Source organism: Methylobacterium sp. CCH5-D2 (assembly GCF_001556475.1).
In the GTDB taxonomy this organism is placed as follows: Bacteria; Pseudomonadota; Alphaproteobacteria; order Rhizobiales; family Beijerinckiaceae; genus Methylobacterium; species Methylobacterium hispanicum.
Genome location: NZ_LSIX01000400.1, coordinates 1 through 391, shown reverse-complemented (window position 1 = coordinate 391; position 391 = coordinate 1). Strand labels below are relative to the sequence as shown.

The 391-nt window shown below is 86.4% G+C and carries 1 pseudogene; it reads right to left on the bottom strand.

Annotation, left to right across the window (positions count from 1 at the left end):
- Positions 1 to 391 (bottom strand): annotated as a pseudogene (locus AX737_RS37995) (hypothetical protein); the annotation flags it as partial.

Below are 391 nucleotides of genomic sequence, written 5' to 3'. Positions count from 1 at the left end.
CGCCTCGACGACCACCTCGGCGATCACCTCGGGGACGGCCTGCGCCGGCTCGGCGGCCGGGGCGGCCCGGCCGCGCAGCAGGACCGGGCGCGCCGGGATCGGCACCGCGACGGGCGCGGCGCCCTCGGCCGGGACGGGCGCCCGGAACGCGGGCTCGCACGCGGCGGCCGCGTCCGCGGCAGGCTCGCAGGGGGCCGCGGCAGGCGCGCAGGGGGCCGGCACGGGCTCGGGCGCGCCCGGCGGGCGGGCCGGGCGGATCGCGGCGCGGGCGGCCATCGCCGACAGCGCCGGCCGGAGGGCGCGCGGCGCCGTCTCGGCGACGGGGGCGGCCGGCACGGCGGCGTCGCCGGGACCGGCGGGGGCCGGCGTCTCGGGGCCGAAGACCAGCGTC